12 protein-coding genes and 3 pseudogenes are annotated in these 17,046 nt (G+C 66.5%); 13 read left to right on the plus strand and 2 right to left on the minus strand.

Annotated elements, in window-relative coordinates; all coding sequences use genetic code 11:
• Positions 1–104: 104 nt before the first annotated feature.
• The 11 genes from ABT245_RS31690 to ABT245_RS31745 all read left to right on the plus strand — a co-directional run bounded on the left by ABT245_RS31690 (position 105) and on the right by ABT245_RS31745 (position 14,291).
• Complete coding sequence (locus ABT245_RS31690; protein ID WP_351740192.1) at positions 105–941, plus strand: amidohydrolase family protein; 837 nt, start codon at positions 105–107, stop codon at positions 939–941.
• Entirely contained in the window at positions 938–2,209 is a 1,272-nt protein-coding gene (locus ABT245_RS31695) for a M20 metallopeptidase family protein (protein WP_351740195.1), read from the plus strand. Before ABT245_RS31690 ends, ABT245_RS31695 begins: the two co-directional genes overlap by 4 nt.
• 84 nt (positions 2,210–2,293) lie before the next feature.
• Positions 2,294–3,148 (plus strand): MurR/RpiR family transcriptional regulator, encoded by an 855-nt coding sequence (locus ABT245_RS31700; RefSeq protein ID WP_351740198.1) that lies wholly within the window; start codon positions 2,294–2,296, stop codon positions 3,146–3,148.
• Positions 3,149–3,577: 429 nt separating this feature from the next.
• Positions 3,578–4,903 (plus strand): aspartate aminotransferase family protein, encoded by a 1,326-nt coding sequence (locus ABT245_RS31705; protein ID WP_351740200.1) that lies wholly within the window; start codon positions 3,578–3,580, stop codon positions 4,901–4,903.
• A gap of 293 nt (positions 4,904–5,196) precedes the next feature.
• Entirely contained in the window at positions 5,197–5,580 is a 384-nt protein-coding gene (locus ABT245_RS31710) for a hypothetical protein (RefSeq protein WP_351740203.1), read from the plus strand.
• Between the two features lie 162 nt (positions 5,581–5,742).
• Complete coding sequence (locus ABT245_RS31715) at positions 5,743–6,429, plus strand: GntR family transcriptional regulator (RefSeq protein WP_351740206.1); 687 nt, start codon at positions 5,743–5,745, stop codon at positions 6,427–6,429.
• A gap of 300 nt (positions 6,430–6,729) precedes the next feature.
• Complete coding sequence (locus ABT245_RS31720) at positions 6,730–7,071, plus strand: aldehyde dehydrogenase family protein (protein ID WP_351740208.1); 342 nt, start codon at positions 6,730–6,732, stop codon at positions 7,069–7,071.
• Complete coding sequence (locus ABT245_RS31725; RefSeq protein ID WP_351740210.1) at positions 7,068–10,082, plus strand: aminotransferase class III-fold pyridoxal phosphate-dependent enzyme; 3,015 nt, start codon at positions 7,068–7,070, stop codon at positions 10,080–10,082. The genes ABT245_RS31720 and ABT245_RS31725 overlap by 4 nt, the downstream gene beginning before the upstream one ends.
• Before the next feature lie 641 nt (positions 10,083–10,723).
• Entirely contained in the window at positions 10,724–11,296 is a 573-nt protein-coding gene (locus ABT245_RS31735; protein ID WP_351740213.1) for a helix-turn-helix domain-containing protein, read from the plus strand.
• Between the two features lie 47 nt (positions 11,297–11,343).
• Positions 11,344–12,786 (plus strand): NAD(P)/FAD-dependent oxidoreductase, encoded by a 1,443-nt coding sequence (locus ABT245_RS31740; RefSeq protein ID WP_351740216.1) that lies wholly within the window; start codon positions 11,344–11,346, stop codon positions 12,784–12,786.
• Entirely contained in the window at positions 12,783–14,291 is a 1,509-nt protein-coding gene (locus ABT245_RS31745; RefSeq protein WP_351740219.1) for a peptide MFS transporter, read from the plus strand. The genes ABT245_RS31740 and ABT245_RS31745 overlap by 4 nt, the downstream gene beginning before the upstream one ends.
• 77 nt (positions 14,292–14,368) lie before the next feature.
• On the opposite strand, the pseudogene ABT245_RS31750 reads toward ABT245_RS31745, so the two are convergent.
• A pseudogene (locus tag ABT245_RS31750) lies at positions 14,369–15,024 on the minus strand (ISL3 family transposase); the annotation flags it as partial.
• 110 nt (positions 15,025–15,134) lie between these two features.
• Here ABT245_RS31750 and ABT245_RS31755 point away from each other — a divergent pair.
• Positions 15,135–15,317 (plus strand): annotated as a pseudogene (locus ABT245_RS31755) (IS5-like element IS4811 family transposase); the annotation flags it as partial.
• Between the two features lie 8 nt (positions 15,318–15,325).
• Positions 15,326–16,299 (plus strand): annotated as a pseudogene (locus ABT245_RS46235) (IS630 family transposase); the annotation flags it as partial.
• Here ABT245_RS46235 and ABT245_RS31770 read toward each other — a convergent pair.
• Entirely contained in the window at positions 16,224–16,964 is a 741-nt protein-coding gene (locus ABT245_RS31770) for a hypothetical protein (protein WP_351740221.1), read from the minus strand. The pseudogene ABT245_RS46235 and the gene ABT245_RS31770 sit on opposite strands and share 76 nt — an antisense overlap.
• Positions 16,965–17,046 lie beyond the last annotated feature (82 nt).

Raw genomic sequence — 17,046 nt, forward strand, 5'->3', positions numbered from 1 at the left:
AAGACAAACAAGCCCTCGATCAAGTAGACATGGACGAGGTCAGGACCTGGGGAATTACGTGACGCCAGGGCCGGGGAATTACGTGATCGTTCACAGAGACCTATGTGGTGGAGACCGGCCTGTCCTCGGACGGGATCCTCGGCGTTGAGGAAATGAGCCAACTGTCGGGTCGCCCGGTGCACGAGGTGGTCCGGCTGGAGACCGTGTTCGAAGAGCTGCTTCGCCAAACCGGCTCGGCCGAGAAGGCGGTACGCAGTTTTCCCCAGGTCCTGCACGAGCGCACCGCCAACGCCGTTGGCGTCAAGAGCATCGTCGCCTACCGGTTCGGGTTCGACTTCGATCCCTCCTTTCCCTCCGTCGCGGAGGCAGTCCGCGCCGCGGGCGACCTCCTGCGCAGCGGCGAGGACAGCTCGGTACGCGTCGTTGATCCGGTACTGCTGCGATTCCTGCTGTGGTCGGCGGTGGAAAGGGGCCTGCCCATTCAGTTGCACTCCGGGTACGGCGATCCCGACCTCGAACTGCACCGCTGCGATCCACTGTTGCTGACCCGCTTCATCAAGCTGGTCGAACCGCATGCCGTAGACCTGCTGTTGCTGCACTGCTACCCCTACCACCGCAACGCCGGCTACCTCGCCCAGTCTTTCCCTCACGTCTATTTCGATGTGGGCCTTGGTACCAACTACACCGGTCTGCGGTCGCATGCGGTCATTGCTGAATCCCTGGAACTGGCGCCGTTCGCCAAGATCCTCTTCTCCTCGGATGCCGTGGGCCCGGCCGAACTGCACCATCTCGGAGCGGCTTTGTGGCGGCGGGGCATGATCCGGGCCATGAAGCCCTGGGTCGCTGACAGGGAGATGTCGGTCCAGGACGCGCATCGCATCGCAACCATGATCGGTCGGGAAAACGCCGCACGCCTCTACGGCATCGAGGGAACGCAGTGACGACTTCTCGCACACAGCCGGCCACCGGCTACCTCGCCCGGGTCACGGCCGCCATTGAAGCAGAACTTCCCGCAGCGGTACGACTCAGGCAGCGCATCCATGCGGATCCGCGTATTTCCGGCGCGGAAGAGGTCACACGTGACCTTGTTGTCGCCGCGGTCACCGACGACTCCCCTCGCGGCCAGGTGTCTGCCGTGGCGGATACCGGAGCCATCGTGCACCTGCCGATTCCCGGCGCCTCGGGCAGCCCGGTGGCGGTTCGCGCGGAACTGGACGCGCTCGAGGTCACTGAGACAACCGGCGTCGGCTGGGCTTCCACACGCCCTGGGGTGATGCATGCCTGCGGCCACGACGTGCACCTGGCGGCTTTGACCTGCCTGCTGCGCGCGCTGGCTGTGACCGGCGGTCCTGCCCCGGTCACAGCGATCTTGCAGCCCCGGGAGGAGACCGCGCCCTCCGGCGCCAGGGACGTGCTGCTGAGCGGCTCGCTGCCGACCGGCTGCGCCGCGGTCATCGCCGCACACGTGCAACCGCAGCTGTCTGCAGGTGTGACCGCCTGCACTCCCGGGACAGTCAACGCTTCGAGTGACGAGTTCTCTGTCACCGTCACCGGCCAAGGTGGCCATGCCGCCTATCCCCATACGACAAAGGATCCCATCGCAGCGCTGGCCCACATCGTGACAGCAGTGCAGAGCCTGCGCAGTCGCCACATCGATCCCACCGCTACTGCAGTTGTGGCAGTGACACGCCTTGAGGGCGGAACCACAACGAACGTCATTCCGGACCGTGCCACAGCGTATGGAACGATCAGGGCCGACTCAGCTGCCGACCGTGCCACTCTGGCAAAGGAGCTGACCCAGCTATGCGTCGCAATGGCCGGCGCTTACGGATGCGCGACCCAGGTAACGATCACCGAGGGCGAGCCGCCCCTGCACAACGATCCCGCGCTTGCCAACCGCACTGCACGGCAACTGGAGAGCCTGGGCTCTACGGTCGTACGTGACATGCGCTCCGCCGGGTCTGACGACTTCGCCTTCTACAGTGGACAGATGCCCAGCCTGATGATGTTCGTGGGCGTCGACAACGGGAGCGCCTGCCGCAACCCGGAGGACAGCCGCTTGCACTCCGGCGGGTTCTTGCCCACCGACAGAGCGGTTCGTGACGTCACCTATGCACTTCTCGCCGGCTATCTCGCCGCTGCGGCGGGTCGGACCCGCCATGATGCATCGGTGACATCATGGGGCAACGGCCAAGGCGGGGCAGCCTGATGAGACACCCATAAACTCCTGCCCATCACCACAGGCCCGCTGTACGGGGCGAGCAGCAACGGTCAAGGGAGGCTTTGCCGCAGCATGACAGACGATTCCGACCAAGAGCATCGGGTATCCAGCCGGATCCGCAGCCGGATGAGCAAGCTGAGTGCCAGCGAACGCAAGGTTGCCCGGGCGCTGCTCGCCAGTTACCCAGCAGCAGGTCTCGACACGGTCGCTGTACTTGCCGAGAAGGCGGCCGTCAGTCCGCCCACTGTGGTCCGCTTCGCCATAAAACTAGGGTTCAGCGGCTTTCCCGACCTGCAGAAGAGTCTCCTGCGTGAGGTGGATGAGCCGTTGGGCTCGCCTCTGCAACAGTACCCGCATGGGACTGCGGTACCCCACGCGGCTGCCGACGCCGCCCGGCTGGTCACCGAGACGCTGAACGACCTCTCCGTCGAAGATCTTCAGCGAGCCTCAGCGCTGCTGGCCGATCCGCGGAAGTCAGTGCATGTTCTCGGCGGCCGATTCAGCCGCGCCCTGGCCGACTACCTCTACTTTCACCTGCTGCTTCTGCGTCGCGATGTGGTGTGGCTGGGCAGCGATGACTTGACGACCAGAAACCTGGTGGAGTCCAGCGGCAAGTCCGACGTGCTCATCGCGTTCGACTACCGACGCTACGACGACGCGACCGTCCGAGCGGTGAAGGAAATGAGGCGACGAGGCGCGACCATCGTGCTCTTCACCGACCGGTGGCTCTCCCCGGCCAGCGAAGACGCGCAGGTGGTCCTGCTGGCGAGAGTCGAGTGCCAGGGCCGGTTCGACTCGCTGGTCGGCGCCATGGCTGTCGCGGACACCCTCATCTCCGCCGTGGCCGAGGCACTCGGGGAAACGGGCCTCCGCCACATCAAGGCCTTGGACGAGACCCGACTGCCTGGTGGCCACCCAGATCACTGAGGCCCCGGACAGTTCCCCACAGACGACGCACGCACAATAACCTGCATTTCATTCTTGCAGCCAAATACGCATTGCAGTAACGTCCGTTACAAAGCGAGTGCCCTCTTCGTCAGAGTAGAAGGGGATCGCTCGATCAATGATCACCCGAAACAGTTCGCACCGCACGGGCTTCGCAGAACGCGCCCCCCGTCGTTCACCACGCAGCCCTGTCGTCCACGTTCGGTAGATGCAGCGGCAGCGCTGCCGGCCGACAGTTCCACCGAGACACACGAGTTGCCGAGAGGTTCGGCGACAGACGAGGAACCTGAGGTCACGCAGGTGCGGAAGCGGTGCGGCCCGATCGTCGGTGGGAGCGGAGCTTGCAAGCCCTCTGTGCTCGGTGAACCGCAGCGAACCACCAGCGGGCCGAGTCTCGAGATGGAGTTGTCCATGACTGACGTGCCTACCCTGGCCGAACGCGACGCCCGCGTCATTGCGGGCGTCGAAAAGCTGCGCTTCTTCCCCCTCGAAGTCGAAGCAGGAGAAGGGTGCTGGCTCATCGAACCCGGAGGCCGACGTCTGCTCGACCTCAGCGCGACATGGACGGCCTCCGGACTCGGGCATGGCCATCCCGCGCTCACCGATGCCATCGCCCGGGCAGCCCGCCGTCCCGGTGGCGCCGGGATCCTGTCCGCGGTGCACCCCGAATCGGTAGGGCTCGCCGAGGACCTCCTTGCCCTCGTCCCCGGTTCCGGCGATCGCCGCGTCTATCTTGGGCACGCCGGCTCGGACGCCTGCGACGTGGTACTCCGAGCCTGCCGGCACGCCACCGGCCGTTCCCGCATCGTCGCCTTCGAACACGGCTACCACGGCGGTGTAGGCGTAGCGATGGGCGTCTCCGGCGTCCACGTCGACGCCGGTGCCCAGCCGGACGCGGCCGCAGTGTTTGCTTCCTACCCCGACCCCTACCGACCGCACACCGCCGACCCGGCCACCGTGGCCCGCTCATCGCTGGCAGCAGTGGAACAACAACTCGCCGCAGACGATGTCGCCTGCGTGATCGTCGAAGCCATCCAGTCGGACGGCGGTCTGGTCGTCCCTCCAGACGGTTTCCTCTCGGAACTGCAAGCCCTGTGCCGGCGCTACGGTGTGCTGCTGATCTGCGACGAAGTGAAGGTCGGTCTCGGGCGGACGGGTCTGCTGCACGCTTTCGATCACGAAGGCATCACTCCGGACATTGTGACGTTCGGTAAGACCCTCGGCGGCGGGCTGCCTCTGTCGGCAGCGGTGGGACCCGCGGAGATACTCGACGGGCCAAGCGCGTCGGCCCTCCTCACCACAGCCGGCAATCCTGTCTGCGTCGCCGCCGGGCGCGCCATGCTGCGCACACTCGTTGAGGAACGGATTCCCGACACAGCGGCAGACCGGGGAGCGCAACTCGCAGCCTTGATGCGCACATACGCCGACAGTGGTCGCCCGGGCGCCGCCTTTATTGGGCAGGTACGCGGCCGCGGTCTGTCGATCGGCATCGACCTTGTGACCGACCAGACCAAGCGGACACGCGCAGCCGACTTGGCCCGCAAGGTCGTCTACCGCGCCTGGCAGCTCGGAGCGGTGGTCTATTACGTAGGCGAGAACGTGATGGAGGTAACCCCGCCGATGGTGATCTCGCCTAGTGAGGTGGAACTCGCCGCGGATCTGTTGACCAAGGCCATCGACGACGCCGTCGACGGCGTGGTGACTGACGAGATGGTGGCTCCGTACAGCGGGTGGTGACCACGGCTCTTTACGGGTCTTGTTGACCTCGCTCGTCTCGTCTGTGTTTTGCGGACAGGGCTTGCTTCAAGTAGTCCTTCAGCCAGAGGCTTCGGGGTCCAGCAACAACAGCATCCTTGCTGCATTTGTCGTGATGTCCAGCGATGCTGACCTCCCTCGCTCCCTGAGGGAGGCTGCCCCGCATCCAGATCATCGAACGCACCCGCCCCCGCTACGAGAACATCCATCGCCTGCTGGAGAAACGCTGGACGTTCAGCGCCATCGCCCGCCGTCCGAACCTCGGCCGCAAGAGCGTGCGCGGCTTCCGCGACACCGACGTCGACCAGTTGCCGGCCTCCGCCCGCGACCGGCGCCCAGACGGCGTCCTGGAACCGTTCAAGCCATGCCTCAACACCCGCACCGAAACCCAAGGCCAGGTCAGTGGCACCCAGCTGTTCCTGGAGATCCAGGCCCGCGGCTACCGCGGCAGCCGGCAGGTCGTCCGCAAACACCTCGCCGCCCTCCGCGCGGGCACCGCCGGACCGGTCCGGGCCGACATTCCCAGCCCCGGGAAGACCACATCGTGGATCATGCGGCCCCCGCGTCAGGCCAGAAGCATGATCCCCCACGGGGAGGACCACCCCAAGATCAACGGCTCCGCGGAAAGCGCCGAAGAGCCGGCTGAAGAAGACCGTTGACACAGGTGCACCGCCTGGCAACGGGCGACACCCGCACCATGTCACCACGTGACCCACACTCCTGGCACGACCCTGGCCAGGCAGCCTGCCGTCGTGCTGTGGATGTTCGTACCCGCCCTCAACCTGTTGTCTCATTGGTGAACAATGGGCTAGGGTCGGCTCATGTCCGCCCCCATCGCCGAGCGCCCGCGCCGCGACGTCGTCCGGCACACTGTCATCGACTCTGTCGTGGAACTCATCCGCAACGACATCCTCGACGGCGTGCTGGCGCCGGGCACCGAACTCCCGGAGATCCCGCTCGCCGAGCGGTACGGGGTCTCCCGCCGCACGGTCCGCCAGGCGATCGACGTCCTGGACCGCGTCGGACTGGTCCGGCACGAACAGCACAAGCGCACCACCGTCACTGAGCTGACCCCGGGTACGGTCCGCGACCTCTACCAGGTGCGCCGCACACTCGAATCGGCCGGCGCGGATGCCTGTACGAGCTGCTCGGATGTGGCCCTCGCCAATCTGCGTAGGGACTTCCAGGCGCTCGAGCATGCGACCACCCTGGGGGATGCCCGGGCGCTGATCGAGGCCGACCTGCGGTTCCATCAAGGCGTAGTGCGACTGATCGGCAGTCAGCGCATGGACCGGTTCTTCGACGACATCGCCGGGGAGATGCTCTTCGCCATCGCCGTGCTGGAGTCGGTGCACCACGAGGCCGCGGTCAGACCTGCTGACGCGCTGGCCGAACACGAGGCCATCCTCACCGCCCTCCTTGAACGCGACGCCGAACGGGCTCGCTCCCTCGTGGTCGAGCACGCCAACATCAATGAGCGGCTGCTGCTGGATATCGTGCTGCCCTGACCGGCCCGTCCGAGGAGCCCGGGACCCTTCCCACAGCCCCTGCGGAACAGCTACTCCCTCAGCAACTCGATTGTTCACCAATAGACCAATAAACCAACGGAGGCCATTCGTGAATCCCACCGAACTGGCGAACGTCATCGACGGTGAACCGAGGGCATCCCGGGCCGGCCGCACCATCGGGGTGATCGCCCCGGCGACCGAAAGAGCAGGGCGCCGACCTCCGGCCCCGCGGAGTCCTGAACGAGGTTACCCGCGGCCGCGACACCGGACGCTCGCTGATCTCCCACCCACACACCGACCGTGGTCGCCATCGCCGGTTCCATAGACGCCGGAGCGGAGGTGGTCCTGAACGCCGCCGTCGGCATGAAGCGCTTCCCCCTTGAACTCGGCGGCAAAGCACCCGCGATCCTCCACCGCCACGCACGCCTGGAAGCGGTCGTCGCCGGGATCAGCGAGGACGCCTTCTTCAACGTCGGCCAGGACGTCCACGACGACTTCCTCGACCGGCTCACCGGCCAGGTCACCACCGATGTCCTCCAACAGCGACGCCACCTACCTGGAGCGGCAAGCAAAGACCTCTCCCGGTTCGGCAGCGAGGAGTACACCCGCACCAAGTACGTCATGAGCAACATCAGCCGATGAGCTTTCCTGCCACCCGCACCTACCGCCACGGAGCCCGTTCGATGACCACCACCCGGTCTGATTCCGCCCCCGTTCCCCCACGCGTACGTGTCCCCGAGGGCACCGTCATCAAGATTCTGCGCGACCACTACGGCCTCGACGTCGCCAACCTGGAAACCTTGGCAGGCGAGACCGACCATAACCTGCGTGCCCGCCTGGCCGACGACAGCTCCGTCATGGTCAAAGTAGGCCGCAGAGGCACCGACGGGGCCGCACAGGCATGGCACTGGCAACACACGCTGATCGACGCGATCGCCCGCAAGGCACCTGACATCCCCGTCTCCGAGCCGCTCCACACCACCGACGGGCACAAGAGCGTCTCCTTCAGCGCCGACAACACGGGCTACGCCCTTCAGGCAGGCCGCTGGCTCGAAGGCCGCATCCTGGCCGACCTGCCCAGCCACTCCCCGCACCTGCTCCAGGAACTGGGCAGGACCGCCGCCCGGCTGGTCACCGCCATCAGTGAACTGCCTGCCCCAAACCCCCAGGCCACGCACAACTGGGACCTGCTCACCGCGCCGGACACCATCCGCGCCCAGCTCACTTCCGTCACCGACCCCGAACATCGCGCCCTCGCTGAGACTGTCCTCACCTGGTTCGAGAACGAGGTGACTCCTCGGCTCGATGCACTCCCGCGCGCGAACGTCCACCACGACCTCAACGACTTCAATGTCCTTGCCATCGCCCCGGCCTTCGGCGAGCAACGCATCAGCGGCATCGTCGACTTCGGCGACGCCTTGCGCACGGCCAGGATCAGCGAACTCGCTGTCGCCGGCGCCTACGCCATGCTCCGCAAAGAGGACCCGATCAGGTCCCTGGCCGACGTCGTGGCGGGCTGGGCGCAGGCCACCGATTCCGAGCCGGTCGAGATCGACGTGGTCTACCCGCTAGCGGCCATCCGCCTCGTCCTCAACGCGGTCACTTGGACCCATCGCTCACCCGGCCACGCTGACCCCTACGCGCGCTCGCGCTCGCGGCACACCTGGCCCGCCCTGCGCCGACTGGTGCAGATTCCCCCGGCGCGCGCCCGGATCCTGCTGCATGCCGCGGCCAGGCTACCCGCCCCGAAGACAACAGCAGATCTCACGGATAGGCTCGCGCGCACACCGGCCAGCCCGGTGACAGACCGTAAAGCCCTCGCCGTCGACCTCTCCGTCACCTCTACCGTCTTCGACGGAATCCAGATCGGCGACGCGAAGGGCGCCCACCGCGCTATACACGACACAGCGGGCGGCTGTGTGCCCGTCGGGCCGCACCTGAAGTCCCGTTTCACACATGTGGCCAGGCGGCGCACCACCACCGCCCCCGAACCCGCCACCTTGCACCTCGGATGCGACCTGCACCTCGAGAGCGGTGAAGCCGTACAACTGCCGCACGAAGGTACCGCGCAGGACCCGGCCGGACCTGACCTGGTCATCCGTCACGAACTGCCGGATGCCCCCGTGTTCTGGGCGCGCTGGCGCGGACTGGTGCACACACCCGCTCCGGGCACGGCTCTCGCCGCAGGCGACGACATCGGACACGCTGTCGGGCCCGTGACCGTCGCCCTGTTCACCGACCGCGCCATCGCATATGGCGCCGACGACACGTACATCCCGCGCTGGCAGGCGCCCAGCTGGCAGAGGATCAGCCCCGACCCCAGCCCCTATCTCGGTATCGCCGCCGACGACCAGACCGCCGCGTGGGACATCACCCGGGTGCAGACCAGCCGCGAGGCGCACTTCGGCCGTTCCCAGCGCAGCTACTACCGGCGTCCCATGAATCTCGTACGCGGGCGGGACACCTGGCTGTACGACGAGGACGGCCTCGGCTACCTCGACCCCATCAACAACGTCACCCACGTCGGTCACGGCAACCCCCGTGTGGCCCGTGCCGCCACTCGTCAGCTGCACCGTCTGAACACCAACAGCCGCTTCGTCTACGACGGCATCGCCCGCTATGCCGAACGCCTGGCCGCGACCCTGCCCGACCCACTGGAAGTCGTCTTCCTCGTGTGCAGCGGCAGCGAGGCCAACGACCTGGCACTGCGCATCTCCCGCCAGGTCACCGGCCGCCAGGACATCATGGTGATCGACGGCGCTTACCATGGCAACACCAGCGCCGTTACCGCCATCAGCCCCAACCGGTACAAGGGCCCTGGCGGGAGCGGCACCCCGGCTACCACACACGAGGTTCCCCTGCCCGACCGCTACCGCGGCCGGTACGGCTACGACGACCACCAGGCCGGCGCCCGCTACGCGCAGCACGTGGACGACGTCGCCACCTCCCTCACAGTCCAAGGGCGCCCGCCGGCCGCATTCTTCGCGGAATCGCTCATGGGTACAGCCGGCAACATCCCCCACCCCGACGGCTACCTGCGCGAAGCCTTCGCCGCAGTACGCCGCCAAGGCGGATTCGCCGTCTCCGACGAAGTGCAGGTCGGCTTCGGCCGCACCGGCGACACCTTCTGGTGCTTCGAATCACAGAATGTCGTGCCCGACATCGTCACCATGGGCAAGCCCATCGGCAACGGGCACCCCATGGCAGCACTCGTCACCACCCGGGAGATCGCTGACGCCTTCGACACCGGCATGAAGTACTTCAACACCTTCGGCGGCAATCCTGTCTCCTGCGAGATCGGCCTCGCCGTCCTCGACGAGATCGAGGAACGCAGTCTGCAACAGAACGCCGCCGCCGTGGGGGGCCGTTTCCTTCACCGGCTGCGCGAACTCGCCGAACAGCACGAGATCATCGGCGACGTCCGCGGGCGCGGACTCTACCTCGGAATCGAACTCGTCCGCGATCGCACCACCCGCGAACCGGCCGCCGCCGAGGCCATGGAGATCAGCGAACGTCTCAAGGACGAAGGTGTCATCAGCTACCCCACCGGCGTCCACGACAACGTACTCAAACTCAAGCCCCCCATGACCATCACGGACGAGGACGTCGACGTCTTCGTCACCACCTTGGACGGAGTCTTGCACCATGGCTGACACCCCCACCCCGCCGACACCGACCACGGGGTCGGTTACGGGTGTCCCCCGCTCAACACCGGAGGAAAGGTCGGCCAGGTCGACACCTCCCGCATCCCCCGCTTCGCCGGCGGAGCCACTTTCGCCCGCCTGCCCGCACCACCGACGTCGGCGACATCGCCGTGACCGGAGCCCCCTTCGACACCTGCGGCGCGTTCCGCCCCAGCGCCCGCTGGAGAAAGACACGTACCACCCCGCGCCCGTGCAACCCCGCGCAGCCGCAGCGTCACGCGACGGCTCACCCCCGACCGGCAGGGGACATTACGGGCGAACCGCCGGCCCTCTCAGCGATCAGACCCCGCTGACGGATCGAGGCTGAGAAATCGCCGACGTATGCGCGTCGTGATCTACGCGCGAACCGGCGAGCGATCACAATCAGCCCGCTGATCAGCCACATCGGTAAGGATGCCCTTCTCCGACATGTCGGCAGCGAGTTGCGCGGCGGTAGGGCGTCGTCGATCCAGGAGAGCTGGAGCCGTGTCGGCGTTGCGGACGTTCGCCGTCGCGTGCGCCGAGGCCGCCCCCTGGTGGCCTCATCAAAGAAAACTTTGATGACAGTAAGGACTGTTGTTCCAACGTCAAAGTCCTGTTAAGTTCCGTGCATGTCGAACGAGCAAACCGCTGTGGATGCGGGCATCGGCGCCCGGCTGCGCCGCCGCCGGCGCGCCCTGCATCTGACCCTTAGTGACGTGGCCGCGCAAAGTGGTCTTACTGAGGGCTACCTCTCCCAGGTCGAACGTGACCAGGCCAACGCGAGTGTGAGGACTCTCCAGCGGCTGTGTGAGGTCCTCAAACTCACCGTGGGTGACCTCTTCGACCAGAGCGAGAGCGCCGTCAGCCCGGTGCTTCGATTCCGCGACACCCATGGCATGTCGTTCGGCGAGGGTGCCACGAAGATCAAGATCACCCCGGGGTCCTTCGATCACCTCGAGGTGCTCCTTGGTCATTTCATCGCGGGCGGCTCCACCGGGGTGGAGCCCTACACTCACGGCAGCTCGGAAGAACTGCTCCTGGTCCTGTCCGGCGAGGTGGAGGTATGGGTCCAGGAACAGCACCACAGGCTCTCGGCCCTGGATTCGATCCATTACCACAGCAGTGACCCGCACCGGATCGTCGAGGCCACCGGTACGCAAGAGGCACGCGTTCTGTGGGCCATGGCGCCTCCCACCTACTGACACTCTCCCCACCCTTCGCAACCCCGCACGTCCCGCTGGAGAAACTAGTGACCGCGTATCGCAACGGCGAGATATCCCATTGGATGACTGCCCGGCATGAAAAGAATGGGCCGGCCGGACCTCCCCAGAGGCGGACCGGGAACCTTCCTGACGAGCCGCAAGACCTCGTCATCGTCGGTGGCGGCCTGACGGGACTCTGGGCCGCCTATCACGCCATTCTGGACCGCCCCACAGCTAAGATCACGGTCCTGGAGGCCAAGGAAGTCGGTTACGGCGCTTCCGGTCGCAACGGCGGCTGGCTCTCCCCGCTCATTCCCGGCAACCGCGCTGTCTATGCGAAGGCCGCTCGCAAGCGAGGGCAGGACGGTGCCGCAGCAGTCGCCTCGTTCCAGCGAGAGATGGACAAAGCCATCGGCGACACGCTCCGGGTCCTGCGGGAGGAGGGCATCGAAGCGGACCAGCGCCAGGGCGGACATCTGCGCGTGGCCACGACACCGGCCGCGATGAAGCGGCTCGAACTGACCTACGCCGCAGACCTTGCAGGCGGCTATCGCGCCGAAGATCTAGAAATCCTCGACGCCGGAGCCGTCAAGAAGCGGATCGCCATCGGCCCGGCCCTGGGTGGCCTGTTGACCCGTACCACCGCGCGCGTCGACCCTGCCAAACTCGTCCAGGGCCTCGCCGCGGTCGTAGAGGCAAAGGGAGTGCGCATCCTGGAGCGCACACCTGCCACCCGCATCGCAGCCGGAGTGGTTACCACTTCCCGTGGCGCCGTGCACGCCACAACCATTCTCACGTGCCTGGAGGCCTACTCGGGACAGGTCGAAAGCGACACCCGCGGCCTGGGCAAGCGGGACATCATCCCTGTCAACTCCTCCATGATCGTCACCAATCAGCTGTCCGAAGCCGTGTGGGAACGGATCGGCTGGCAGGGCCACGAGTGTCTCGGCGATGCCGCCCACACCTTCGTCTACGCACAGCGCACCGCCGACGACCGTATCGCCATCGGCGGACGAGGCACACCCTACGCTTTCAACTCCGGCACGCCCGGACGCGGTCAGGTGGACGCCCGCACCGTGCGTACCCTGACGGAGCGCCTTGAACTGTTCTTCCCTGAGGTTCGGTTCAGTGTTGAGCACGCCTGGCGCGGCGCCATCGGTGTGACACGTGACTGGTGCGCCGGGATCACCTTCGATTCGCACACCAAGATCGGCGTAGCCCGCGGTTACGCCGGACACGGCGTGACGGCCACATACCTCGCAGCCAGAACTCTCCTGGACCGAGCCGCCGGACAGGACACCGCACTGACCCGGCTTCCGTGGAACGATCATGATTCGGGCCGCTGGGAGCCGGAGCCGCTGCGCTGGCTCGGTGTACACGGCATGTACCGGCTCTTCGGCGTCGCCGACCGGTGGGAAGAGAGCAGGCATTCCCAGAACACTTCCCTCATCGCTCGTTTCGGCTCACGATTGGCAGGACTCAGCGAATGAGCACGACACCGCACAAGACCACGACGGTAGCCGACCGTGGCACCGGCGGGACTGCGGCGGGAACGTCTGAAGGCGTCCTCCGGCGCGGCCTGTGGAGCATGGCCTTCACCGAACTGTGGGAGCGCTACTCCTTCTACGGGCTTCAAGGAATCCTGTCGTTCTATCTGCTTTACAAGGTGGCCGATGGCGGGCTGGCCGTGGATCCGGCTGTCGCGGCGGGCATCGTCGGGGCTTACGGCGGCGCCGTGTATCTGTCTCAGATCCTGGGTGCCTGGCTCGGCGACCGGCTCGTCAGCCCGCAGCGCATGGTGTTGTACGGTGCCCTCGTCATCACATCCGGGCACGTGGTGCTCGCCTTTGCGCCCGGTATCGGCGGCCTGGGTGCGGGATTGCTGTGCATCATCCTCGGCACAGGTGCTCTGAAGACGAACATCACCTCGATCGTCGGTTTCGTCCTGGACCAGAACCCGGATGAGCGCTACAGGGATGCCGGTTTCTCCTACTTCTACATGGCCATCAACATTGGTGCCGTGGTCGGCCCGCTCACCACGGGGCTTGCGCAGAACGAACTCGGATTCCACTACGGATTCGGTCTGGCGGCGATCGGTATGGGCGCCGCACTTGTCCAGTACATCACCTCGATGAAACACCTGCCCGGACGGGCCCAGATCATCAACAACCCTTTGCCCCCACGGCGCCGCCCCCTCGTTGTGGTCGTGGCTCTCCTCTTTCCGGCGGCTGTGGGAGCAGCCGTCGCCGCCGGCCTGCTGCGGGCGCAAAACTTGTCCACGGTGGTGACCGTCGCTGCTCTGCTGACCGCGGCCGCCTACTTCCTCACGATGACCACCTCATCGGTCGTCAGCAGTCACGAGCGCCGCCGAATTCTGGGCTACCTTCCTCTCTTCCTGGCCTCCGGCGTGTATTTCGGCTTCCTGTTCCAGAAATTCACCGCGATATCGATCCTCATCACCGAACGCATCGACCTTCACATTGGTGGATGGACCTTCCCTGTCGCCTGGATCACTACCGTCAGCCCCCTGGCAGCCGTTCTCATCACTCCACTCATCGCCCGGCTATGGAACAGGCTGGGCCACCGCCAAGCGGGGCCGGTCACCAAGATCGCCATCGGGCTGACCCAGATCGGCTGCGCGTATCTGTTCCTGCTCATCATCTCCGAAGCGACCGGACACGCCGAGATCCCGCTGCTGCTTATCCTGGTGTTCATGATGGCAGCCGGTTCCTCCGAAGTCTTTGTCGGGCCGATAGGCCTGTCCCTGGCGACCAGGATCGGTCCGGAGAAATTCCGGTCCCAGATGGTCGGTCTGAACTTCCTCACCCTTGCTCTGGGCTCCTCTCTTGCAGGCCAGCTCGGACAGCTGTTCACCGTGATCGACAATGCCTCCTACCTCGCCCTCACTGCCGTGTGCGGCATCGGGATGGGCATGGCGCTATTCGCCGCTCGTGGGCCGGTGGGACGTCTCCTCAAGGCAGGCCTCGAGGACTGACAGCGATGATTGCTGTGGCTCCGACGAGTGTCTAATCAACGGCCCTGTCTCACATTCGGTGGTGACGAAGCGTGCTGTTATCCGCGGAGGATGCGGTGGCGAAGAAGGGCGAAGCCTGCTCGTCCGTGTATCTGGCGCGCGATCCGCTTGGTCTTGGTGTTGACGCCCTCGGCGGGGCCGTTGCTGTACGGAAGTGTGAGTGCGTGAATTCCCGATGAGGGTGGCCAGTTGGGTCATCTCGGGGCAGGCAGCGGTGATGTTGGCCAGGAGCTCGTGATGCTCGGCCTTGAGGTTGTCGGGCCTGGTCAGCAATATCCGGGCCAGCCTACGCGGGAAAATGTGGCTGCGGTCGGCGTCCGCGCGGCCCTGGTTGATGTACTTGTGCGGGAGATTCAGGCAGCCGGTGAACCCGAGGGCCTTGATCTCTGCGAAGATGCGCTTGACGGGGACCGCGGGATGCTCCGCCCGTCGTTTGCGCAGGTGCTCACGGGCGGTCGACGAGGCCGGCCCTGTATGTGGGGACGCGGAGCATCCGCTCGGGCCGGTCGGCTCGCGCATAGCGTTTGACGGTGTTCAGGGCCAGTTGCAGTCGGCGGGCGCATTCGAGCAGACCCACGCCCTGGTCGAGTAGGCCGTGGACCTGGCGCCGGCGTTCCAGGGTGGTCTGTGCGCGGGGCCCGTCGCACAGGGGCGCGTCCAGCACGGCGGCCCAGCAGGTTCCTGGTGCGCCGATTCACCCGAAGCCTCGTAAAACCCCGTAGCCAGTCGTGCAGCAGGACTTCGGCACCGTCGTGCAACGTGGCCCGCCTCAGCCGTGTCCGCGCGGTACGAGGCTGAGGTGGGCCGGTGGGCTGGGTGGGCGAGCGCTCACTCGCCTGGATCATGCACGCCCGCCGTCACGCCCGGGACTGCGAACGGCTCATCCAGCACTCGGAATCGCTGCCCAGCTGGGCGGCGGTCACCATCATGACCAGGCGCATCACCCGCCGGACCTCTCGCCCGATCGGCCAGAAGCCGCACGGGACCGATCGTCGGAGGTCGCACGGCGTCTGCGGGTGAGCCTGAAGTCGGCCTATCGCTGGCATCAGTTGTGGCGGGATGGTGGCGTTGAGGCATTGGCCTCCTGCGGCCCGAGCGGATCGCTCTGTCGTCTGTCCCCACGCAGTCTGGAGAAACTGGCCGCGTATCTGGAGCAGGGTCCGGCCGCGCACGGCTGGGTTGAGGACCAGGTGTGGACCGCCGCTCGGGTGGCCACGCTGATCCGCAGGAAGTTCCATGTCTCCTACAGCGTCTGGGGTGCGACGCGGCTGATGCACCGGCTGGGCTTCAGCCCGCTGGTCCCCACGCGGCGGGTTGCCGAGCGCGACGAGCAGGCCGTCACCGCGTGGAAGGAGGCGACCTGGGCCGAGGCAAAAGAGCCCGGGCGGCCTGCGGGGGTTACATCTGCTTCGAGGACGAAGCCGGATTCACCCGGAAGCCGCCCCGAGGACGAACCTGGGGCCGGCGCGGGCGCACGCCGGTCGTGACTGTCAGCGGGCGACGCTCGGGACGCCTGTCGGTGGCCGGGTTGATCGCGATGCGGCCACGCTCACGGACCCGGCTGTGTCACCGACTGCGCGCCCACCGAACGGGCAAAGCCGCGCGCCGTAGCATGGGCGAGCGGGACTTCATCGCGCTCGTCGACGGCGACCACCAGCGCCTCAAGGCACCGATCGTGCTGGTATGGGACCGCCTGAACACTCACGTCTCGCACGCCATGCGTGAGTTGATCGCCGAACGGGAGTGGCTGACGGTGTTCCTGCTGCCTGCCTACTCACCCGACCTCAACCCGGTCGAGTGGGTATGGGCCCATGTCAAGCGCAGCCTGGCCAACCTCGCCGTGGTCAGTCTCGACCGGCTCGAAGCCCTCGTACGCAATCGGCTCAAGCGCCTTCAGTACCGGCCCGACGCCCTTGACGGCTTCGTAGCGGGCACCGGCCTGAAACTCGACAAACCCACTTCACCTTGACGAGCCGAAGTCAGTAAGGACTCCTCGTCCGGGGATTCCCGTTCAGCTGACGAGATTTCCCGGGGCGTTTGATGGGCGCGCAGGTCCGCGCGAATGCGCTGAGCGAGCCTTTGGGTGTCGTAGCGGTTCAGTGAGGCGCCGATGGCCGCGCCGACCATGAAGGGCGTCAGCATGGGGATCCGGCGGATGGTGAGGCTCAAGAGCCGTCGGCGCAGTTCCCTTCGCACCCGGATGCTGAGCATGAGACCGACGGCGGAGGCCGGTTTTGTGATGTTCAGGCCGCGTCCCTCGGTCCATTCCGCGAGATACAGCGCGGCACGCTGTCGTGCGGTGCCGGGGGCCCGCAGGCCGTACACCTCGTGCAGTTCGGCGATGAGCTTGATTTCGATGGCCGCCGTTCCGAGGATGCCCGCGGCCAGTTCGGCGGGCATGGCCGGAGGTGTGGGCAACGCCGCGGCAGACCCGACGCCCGCTCCGACGGCCTCGGTGGCCCACATCGCACCGGTGACCAGGTGGTCGGCGATCTCCTCGGGGCCGAGACCGGGGAAGTGCCGATGCAACGTGCTCAGATCGCGGACCGGGATCCGCGGGACCGCCTCGATCAGCCGCTCAGCGAGAGAGAAGGGGGCCGGCGACCATTCGTGGACCTTCACCTCGGGTGACATGCCACCCTCCCGTTCCGGCGGCGTCATCGCTTCTGGACACCCGCGTACCCGCTGGTACCGCATCGATTCACGCCGCGCGGCA

Source organism: Streptomyces sp. NPDC001508, assembly GCF_040298665.1.
GTDB lineage: Bacteria > Actinomycetota > Actinomycetes > Streptomycetales > Streptomycetaceae > Streptomyces.

Excerpts from the sequence above, each read along its gene's own strand:
- ABT245_RS31700 (WP_351740198.1), top strand. The coding sequence starts at position 2,294 with ATGACAGACGATTCCGACCAAGAGCATCGGGTATCCAGCCGGATCCGC.
- ABT245_RS31705 (WP_351740200.1), top strand. The coding sequence starts at position 3,578 with ATGACTGACGTGCCTACCCTGGCCGAACGCGACGCCCGCGTCATTGCG.
- ABT245_RS31715 (WP_351740206.1), top strand. The coding sequence starts at position 5,743 with ATGTCCGCCCCCATCGCCGAGCGCCCGCGCCGCGACGTCGTCCGGCAC.
- ABT245_RS31725 (WP_351740210.1), top strand. The coding sequence starts at position 7,068 with ATGAGCTTTCCTGCCACCCGCACCTACCGCCACGGAGCCCGTTCGATG.
- ABT245_RS31735 (WP_351740213.1), top strand. The coding sequence starts at position 10,724 with ATGTCGAACGAGCAAACCGCTGTGGATGCGGGCATCGGCGCCCGGCTG.
- ABT245_RS31745 (WP_351740219.1), top strand. The coding sequence starts at position 12,783 with ATGAGCACGACACCGCACAAGACCACGACGGTAGCCGACCGTGGCACC.
- ABT245_RS31770 (WP_351740221.1), bottom strand. The coding sequence starts at position 16,964 with ATGTCACCCGAGGTGAAGGTCCACGAATGGTCGCCGGCCCCCTTCTCT.